Consider the following 7,447-nt stretch of genomic DNA (forward strand, 5'->3'; position numbering starts at 1 on the left):
CATCACCGCTAAAGGTTAAGTTGTCATACTCGGTGTGCTCACCCAGCACCTTTTTTAGTGATATTAAGGTTCAATAAATATGAAAATTAATATTATTCAAATAGGGAAGAAGGCTAGTTATTTGAGAAATTATTTTCAAATGGCGTTGTATTGGATATCTTTGATGTTTATAAAAGGAGCTAGACCGTGAAATTTGAAGAAATACAAGAGCAGTTGACTAAGTATAAAGATGAGGGAAAGAGTTTGTTTACCACATCTTCATTTCAGTCTCATAGTATAGTACTTCACAATTCCAGTAGAATAGATAATACTATACCTGTAGTGTTTATTAACACAGGTTATCACTTTCCAGGTGCTGGGTGAGCACACGAGTATGACAAACTTAACCTTAGCAATACGTAACTGAACGAAGTAACGTAGATATAACGTATTGCTAAGGTTAAGCTAGGTCAATCTCCTTCGGAAGATATGAAGAGAGGCCGGTTTAGCTAAAATTACTGTTAAAAGTAAAAAAAGAGAAACCATTAAAGTAATACACTGTTATTAGAAATGTTGCAACGTATTTTATGAAGTCTATTCGATATTGTTCTCTTAAGAGGTCTTTATATAAAGAGCGGATATTACGAGTAAACTTTTTTGTGAACGCTAACAATTAGATCAGGACGCTAACTAGCGAATGTTTCAATTTGGATTCATTATGATGAAGGACATACAAAGTGGGGCAACTTGTAAGGAAATCCATTTTCCGAAAAGGGAATATTTGTTAGGTGCAAAGAGAGATGTAGGAGATAGATACAAGGGGGAGTCGTTATATGAACGGGAATACTGCAAAGAAAATAGAAGTTCAAGCTGAAAAGACCGCACTGAAAAAATGAGCAATATGCAGATCCGAAAAAGTGGCATAAGCAGGATACTACATGGGCACTCAGTCTATTTGGAACTGCAATTGGAGCAGGGGTGCGTCTTTTTCACCGATTAATGCAGGTTCAGGTGGTTTATTATCTTTACTACTAATTACATTACTTGCATATCCAGTTATGTACTACTCACATAGGGCGCTTGCTAAAGTGATATACGCTTCTAGTTCTGCTGATGAGGGGATCACAGGTACAATTAGAGAGTATTTCGGAAACAAAGCGAGTATCATTTTTAACATCGTATATTTCAGTTCAATTTATACAATCGTACCAGTGTATTCGGTTGCGCTTACAAATACTGCAAGTAGTTTTCTCATCGTGCATCAATTGCACATGCCAGAACCTCCAAGGGCTATTTTATCACTTCTTGTATTAGTTTCTTGGTCTTATCGCTATACTAAATTTTGGTCAAGATATTACTGTAAAGGTAACGAGTACGTCAGTGTATCCTTTGACAGCTTCTCTACTTTTTTATCGCAATATCTTTAATTCCACAGTGGAATACGTCAATGCTGAAGTTTTTCAGCTGTTTCAACTGCTTCAACAGGAACAGGCTATTTTGGGACGATATTGATGATTCTACCAATCATCGTATTCTCATTTAATCATTCACCTACGCATTTCATCATTTGTTGTGAAACAGAGAGCTACGTATGGAATCGAAGCCACTGATGCTAAATGTGCGCAAATACAAAAGGTTTGTTATATCATGACATTCGCTGTTGTTATGTTCTTCGTTTGGATAGCGCATCGCAGCTTGACTCCAGATGATATAAAAATGGCAAAGAACAAAACTTATCAATTCTTTCATATCTTGCTAATGAGCTTAATTCGCCTGTAATCACGATTGCAGCTCCAATTATTGCTTTTGTGGCTATTACAAAGTCTTTCCTTGGCCATTATATAGGAGCATTTGAAGTAATGCGTGACATGATTATTAAGTTCGGTAAATCACGTGGAAAAGATATTGAAGAAAAAACAATTAAGACAGTAATCCTTACTTTTGTTGTATTATCATGCTGGTTTGTTGCTTATACAAATCCAAGTATTCTTGGACTTATTGATTCTCTAAGCTGGTCCATTAGTTGCTGCTATCTTATGTCTATTACCGATGTATGCGATTCAAAAAGTGCCAGTACTAGCTGAAATACAAAGGGAAAATGAGCAACGTATTTGTTATTATTGTAGGTGTACTTACTGTCTTAGCAAGTATTAAGTCATTATTCTAATTCACTATTATTGGTATTAGTGTAAAAATAGTTGACATGAAAAACTTTTTGGAACAAACTTCTCACATTGGAGAGTTTGTCCTTTTTTAGTCATTCTATCAACTTGCCGACAAACAAGCCACCTTCCAGGCAGAAGGTGGCTTGTTTCGGTATTAATTTACTTTAACTATTCATGTCTGAATGGCCCTTTTGGAGCAATTAGCTCTAAATTAGTACCATCTGGATCGGGGAAGTAGGCAACTCCTGTACCAAATCCAGATTTCTCAGCTTCTTCTTGAAAGATAATTGGTTCGTCATATGGTGCTATCCTATGCCCATCAAGCTAACAAAATGGATTGCCTCTGAAACAAAAAATGATTTTTATTACTATAAAAAACGTAAAGTATCTGTTTTTAGAAAAAAATAATTTTTATAAATTGATGGAGATATAACTCAATTCTTTTATATATTTAGTTAAATATGATTGTCAGAATGAACTTAAAGTAATTATGATTTCTAGAAATACGAACTGATGTTTTGAATTGGTTTAAAGTTGCTGGGACAAAATAAAACCAATTGAGCAAAAAAACTTGCAAAAATAAAAAGAGAGATGTATATTAATTGATGTATCAATAATTGATACATCAATTAATATTTTGACAAGAAAGAAAAGGAACATTTTATGAAGGAAATGTTCGTAAATACAGTGGAGAAAGAGAACGCAAAATACTTATTCATGTTCTATTACAGATACAAAAAAATGTAGAGAATATTAAAGAATAGAGAGTGTAGGGGGCAGAATAGTGTGGAAATAATCGCAGCTATTTTAGTCGGGATCGTAGCATTAGAACATTTGTTTATCATGATCCTTGAATGTTCTTATTGATTCAAAAGTAGCGAATGGCTTTCAAATTACCGAAGCATTTAGAAGGAGATCGAAACGTAGCCATTATGTTTGCAAACCAAGGTTTATATAATGGATTTTTAGCGGCTGGTCTCATTTGGGGACTTGTACTTGGGCTCAATCCAATTGGTTATATCTGCCCAATTATTTTTCGTGATTTGTGTGGTGATAGCAGCTATTTTCGGTAGGTTTCACATCTAATAAATCAATTATTGTGAAACAAGGACTTCCAGCTGTTTTAGCACTAGTTGCTCTTTTATGTATGATATAGAATCAAAGTTTCTCAATAAAAGAACTCATTTTTGAAAAAATACGCTATTCTTTCTTTAGAATTATAGGAAAGGATAGCGTTTTTGTATGTCTATTTCTATATGTAGTGAATTACAACTATTCCTTCAAGGGATTCAACTGCTTTTCAGCTTTTGGATATATTTTCATCCATCTTTGTTCCTCCTATTGTTGGATAGTGTAATAATTGATAAAAATTTTGATGAAATTGGATTATAATGATTGATCAAAAAAGCTAGTGATTAAAAATATTATTCTTTAGTACATACATTTTTAAGATGTTAAATATATTTCATAATAGTCGCTGTAAGATAAGGGTAACTAGAATAGTACTTTTTTATAACTTTGAATATCATTCATAATAGCACCAGTAAGAAGAAAACAAGCTTTACGGTACTAGTCACCAAAGATGTTACAGTAGTTTATTTAGAATCAGATTGATTGAAAGGTTGTACTATATGGCCTAATAATTTCGAAAAAATGTCGGTGTGGCATAAAACAATTATGGAGGTTAAAGATATGAGTACTTCAAATTTGAATGAAATAAGTAAACGAATTTTAATAGAGGAGGAAACACTTCAATTTTCCTCTTTTACAAATGAAGATGCACTGCAACTAGGTTTATTTATCGTTGAAACAGCGAAGAAAGAGGGGAAATTGATTGCTGTTGATATAACGAAAAACGGTGTGCAATTGTTTCATTTCAAAATGACAGGGACAAATGAGGAAAATACGAAATGGATTGAGCGTAAAAAACGAGTCGTTTCTCTGCATGATCATAGCTCGTATTATATGCAGATACAAAGTGAAATAACTGGAATCTCATACAGTGAAAAATATCTTTTAGATACTTCGGAATATGCTGCGTTTGGTGGCTGCTTTCCTATCAGAATAAAAGACGTAGGGGTTATTGGAATGATAACAGTTTCGGGATTACCACCAGAGAAGATCACGAATTGGTTATCAGAGCAGTTAAGAATCATCTGAAGCAATAATAAAAAGGCCAAAACGAACAAGAATATGTTCATTTTGGCCTTTTTATTATTCATTTCATGTAATGAACATAGATCTAATCTTTTTTTAATAAATACATGAGTACTAAAAGATATTAGGGAATGAAGAATCTTTAATCCGAGACACTTTTCTTGACGATGATAATTTATGTAGTTAATATGATAGATATAAAATAACTTAATTACTTTTAATAATTAAATTATTTTATATAAGTTATAGTAATTAAGTAGTATGTGGTAAAAATGCTTTGAATTGCCACTATTAATATTGGGACGATGAGAAAGCGACAAATATAAAAAATTTGAAGTTAAGAAGCAAGAGTGAATCAACAATGATAGTATAGCTTCTGTACAATGCATTTTTACTATAGTGACAATGACTATACATCACGAGGGGGACTGAACTTGGAATCAATGACCTTTGTTTTATTTGGAGCGACAGGGGACTTAGCAAAACGCAAAATTTACCCCGCGCTATATAACTTATATAGAGATCAAAAGTTTCCAAAGCAAATATCTGTTATCGGGCTTGGAAGACGTGAAGTGTCTCATATAGATTTTCAAAAAAGAATAAAAGAATCAATAGAGACGTTTTCTCGTCAGAGGGAAGAAGTAATCCGGAACTCCGAAGGTTTTTTAGATAATTTTCGCTATTGTCCATTAGATGTGAGTAAACCGGAAGACTATGAGAGGTTATTACAAGTCGTTCGTGAAGGGAAGAGGAACTACATATAAAAGGTAATAGAATGTTCTATCTTTCAGTTGCTCCTGAATTTTTCGAGACCATTGCCTTAAATATTAAGGAAAGCGGACTTGATAAAACAGATGGATGGAAACGCCTGATGATTGAGAAACCGTTTGGCACATACCTTACATCTGCTCGTGAGCTTAACGATAAGCTTAGTCGCACGTTTGAAGAAGACGAGATATACCGTATTGATCACTATCTTAGGTAAACCGATGATTCAAAACCTTAGAAGCACTAGAATTTGCAAATCCTGTTCTCCAATCGATTTGGAACAAAGAACATATAGCAAATGTACAAATTACAGCTAGTGAAACAGTTGGGGTTGAAGAAAGAGCCAGGATATTATGATCATGCAGGAGCCATTCGAGATATGGTTCAAAATCATATGTTACAAATATTAATGATGACTGCTATGAATCTGCCGGAAAAGGTTAATGCGTGTGAAATTCGAGAGGAAAAACGAAAAGTAATGGAAGACGCTTCGTAAAGTGAAAAAAGAAGACGTTCAAAGCCATATCATTCGCGGTCAATACTCTTCAGGAGAGATAAAAGGCGGGCAAGTCTGTAGCGTATAAAGAGGAGCCAGGAGTAAATCCTTCTTCTAACATAGACACATTTGTTGCTGCTCGTTTGTGGATCGATAATCCATTTTGGACTGGCGTTCCCTTCTATACATACGAACAGGGAAACAGAATGAAAGAAAGTCTACTCGTATTGTAATTGAATTTAAAAATACGTTAAAACAGCAATATCAAGATAATAATCCAAATGCAGCACCTAACTTATTAATAATTGAAATTAGCCCAGGTGAGAATGTTTCATTACAGTTAAATAGTAAAAATCCATTTGAAAAATGGAGAGATTGAACCGATGCGTATTAACTTTACTTGCGAGCAAGTGGATGTGGGAGTACCTGAAGCGTATGAAAGACTTATTCATGATGCGGTGAGTGGAGACGCTACATTCTTTGCACATTGGAGAGAAGTTGAATTGTCATGGGAATGGGTACAACCAATTCTTGAAGCGTTCGAGGAAAACTGTATTACCGCTTCATGAATATGAAGCTGGTTCATACTGGCCCAGAAGCGTCTAATGAACTGTTGGCAAGAAAGTGGATTTAAATGGTGGTTAGATGCAAGAGACGGAAAAATAGAAGTACTTTCTTTCATGAAAGCATTTAGGGGACGATTACTATGGCACAAAACATAAATCAATTAGCAGTGAATACACTTCGTACGTTATCGATTGATGCTATTAATGCGGCAAACTCAGGTCATCCAGGTCTTCCGATGGGAGCAGCACCAATGGCTTATGCATTATGGGCGAATCATTTAAATCACAATCCTAATCACCCAGAATGGTTTAACCGTGATCGTTTCGTTTTATCGGCAGGACATGGCATCTAGTCTGTTATATAGCCTACTTCATTTAGCTGGATATGACGTTTCAATTGATGACTTGAAAAACTTCAGAAAGTTAAATAGTAAAACACCAGGACATCCTGAGTTTGGTCATACTCCTGGAGTTGAAGCGACTACAGGCCCGTTAGGACAAGGGATTGCTAATGCTGTCGGAATGGCAATGGCAGAAGCTGATTTAGCAGCGAAGTTTAATAAGGATGGTCACTCTATTATAGATCACAATACGTATGCTTTAGTCGGAGATGGTGACTTAATGGAGGGTGTCGCTTATGAAGCGATGTCAATGGCAGGACATATGAAACTTGGCAAGTTAATTGCTACTGTATGATTCAAATGAAATTTCGCTTGATGGTGAATTAGGCATTGCTTTCTCTGAAGATATTCAGAAAAGGGCAGAATCTGTACATTGGCAATATGTAAGAGTTGAAGATGGAACCGATGTCGATGCTATTACAAAAGCCATTACATTAGCGAAAGAAAATACGGATCAACCTACTCTTATAGAAATTAGAACCATTATAGGTTATGGAAGTCCAAAAGTTGCTGGAACGAATAAAGCACATGGTAATCCGCTTGGAGTAGAAGAAGCGACAGCGACAAAACAAGTGTATGGTTGGCACTATGAGGAAGACTTCTTTGTGCCTGAAGAAGTAACAGCTCATTTTAATGAGCTGAAACAAAAAGGTATTGAAAAAGAGAACGAATGGAATGAACAATTTAACGTATACAGAGAGTCAAACCCTGCACTAGCAGATGAATTAGAAAAAGCGATTACAGGTGAGGTTTTAATTGAAGCGAAAGACATTCTATCTTTTGATACTGAAAAAGCAATTTCCACGCGTGTTGCAAGTGGGGAAGCTATTAATCATTATGTGAAATCGTTCCATCTATTTTCGGTGGAAGTGCGGATCTTTCTAGGTGCTGACTTCCGAGATTAAGCTTAACCTT

General features: G+C 35.1%; 11 protein-coding genes and 2 pseudogenes. All 13 read left to right on the forward strand.

What is annotated here, in order from left to right; genetic code table 11:
• The first annotated feature begins 186 nt into the window (after positions 1-186).
• Positions 187-363: a hypothetical protein gene (locus tag ACXACQ_RS06225; RefSeq protein ID WP_474975076.1), complete on the forward strand. Its 177-nt coding sequence runs from the start codon at positions 187-189 to the stop codon at positions 361-363.
• Between the two features lie 1,355 nt (positions 364-1,718).
• Entirely contained in the window at positions 1,719-2,063 is a 345-nt protein-coding gene (locus ACXACQ_RS06230) for a hypothetical protein (RefSeq protein ID WP_474975086.1), read from the forward strand.
• Positions 2,064-3,025: 962 nt separating this feature from the next.
• Entirely contained in the window at positions 3,026-3,217 is a 192-nt protein-coding gene (locus tag ACXACQ_RS06235) for a DUF1304 family protein (protein ID WP_474975077.1), read from the forward strand.
• A gap of 604 nt (positions 3,218-3,821) precedes the next feature.
• A complete protein-coding gene (locus tag ACXACQ_RS06240; RefSeq protein WP_474975078.1) occupies positions 3,822-4,304 on the forward strand; it encodes a heme-degrading domain-containing protein in 483 nt (160 codons plus the stop codon).
• Positions 4,305-4,744: 440 nt separating this feature from the next.
• On the forward strand, positions 4,745-5,065 hold the full coding sequence (locus ACXACQ_RS06245) for a hypothetical protein (protein WP_474975079.1): 321 nt from the start codon (positions 4,745-4,747) through the stop codon (positions 5,063-5,065).
• A gap of 11 nt (positions 5,066-5,076) precedes the next feature.
• Positions 5,077-5,286 carry a hypothetical protein gene (locus tag ACXACQ_RS06250; protein ID WP_474975080.1) on the forward strand — a complete coding sequence of 70 codons (210 nt, stop codon included), beginning with the start codon at positions 5,077-5,079 and terminating at the stop codon, positions 5,284-5,286.
• A 32-nt stretch (positions 5,287-5,318) separates the two neighbouring features.
• Positions 5,319-5,426, forward strand: a pseudogene (locus ACXACQ_RS06255) (hypothetical protein); the annotation flags it as partial.
• Positions 5,386-5,565, forward strand: coding sequence for a hypothetical protein (locus ACXACQ_RS06260; RefSeq protein ID WP_474975081.1), 180 nt, complete (start codon positions 5,386-5,388; stop codon positions 5,563-5,565). The pseudogene ACXACQ_RS06255 and the gene ACXACQ_RS06260, both read left to right, overlap by 41 nt.
• Positions 5,566-5,648: 83 nt before the next feature.
• Positions 5,649-5,944, forward strand: a pseudogene (locus ACXACQ_RS06265) (glucose-6-phosphate dehydrogenase); the annotation flags it as partial.
• The gene (locus ACXACQ_RS06270; RefSeq protein ID WP_474975082.1) at positions 5,925-6,134 is read left to right on the forward strand and encodes a hypothetical protein; all 210 of its coding nucleotides are present in this window, start codon (positions 5,925-5,927) and stop codon (positions 6,132-6,134) included. The pseudogene ACXACQ_RS06265 and the gene ACXACQ_RS06270, both read left to right, overlap by 20 nt.
• A gap of 137 nt (positions 6,135-6,271) precedes the next feature.
• Complete coding sequence (locus ACXACQ_RS06275) at positions 6,272-6,484, forward strand: hypothetical protein (RefSeq protein ID WP_474975083.1); 213 nt, start codon at positions 6,272-6,274, stop codon at positions 6,482-6,484.
• A complete protein-coding gene (locus ACXACQ_RS06280) occupies positions 6,474-6,827 on the forward strand; it encodes a hypothetical protein (RefSeq protein ID WP_474975084.1) in 354 nt (117 codons plus the stop codon). The genes ACXACQ_RS06275 and ACXACQ_RS06280 overlap by 11 nt, the downstream gene beginning before the upstream one ends.
• A complete protein-coding gene (locus ACXACQ_RS06285; protein ID WP_474975085.1) occupies positions 6,814-7,437 on the forward strand; it encodes a hypothetical protein in 624 nt (207 codons plus the stop codon). The genes ACXACQ_RS06280 and ACXACQ_RS06285 overlap by 14 nt, the downstream gene beginning before the upstream one ends.
• Positions 7,438-7,447 lie beyond the last annotated feature (10 nt).

This window comes from Fulvivirga sp. AWR4_260, from assembly GCF_056158185.1.

Excerpts from the sequence above, each read along its gene's own strand:
- ACXACQ_RS06245 (WP_474975079.1), top strand. The coding sequence starts at position 4,745 with ATGACCTTTGTTTTATTTGGAGCGACAGGGGACTTAGCAAAACGCAAA.
- ACXACQ_RS06275 (WP_474975083.1), top strand. The coding sequence starts at position 6,272 with ATGGCACAAAACATAAATCAATTAGCAGTGAATACACTTCGTACGTTA.
- ACXACQ_RS06240 (WP_474975078.1), top strand. The coding sequence starts at position 3,822 with ATGGAGGTTAAAGATATGAGTACTTCAAATTTGAATGAAATAAGTAAA.
- ACXACQ_RS06250 (WP_474975080.1), top strand. The coding sequence starts at position 5,077 with ATGTTCTATCTTTCAGTTGCTCCTGAATTTTTCGAGACCATTGCCTTA.
- ACXACQ_RS06280 (WP_474975084.1), top strand. The coding sequence starts at position 6,474 with ATGGCATCTAGTCTGTTATATAGCCTACTTCATTTAGCTGGATATGAC.
- ACXACQ_RS06235 (WP_474975077.1), top strand. The coding sequence starts at position 3,026 with ATGGCTTTCAAATTACCGAAGCATTTAGAAGGAGATCGAAACGTAGCC.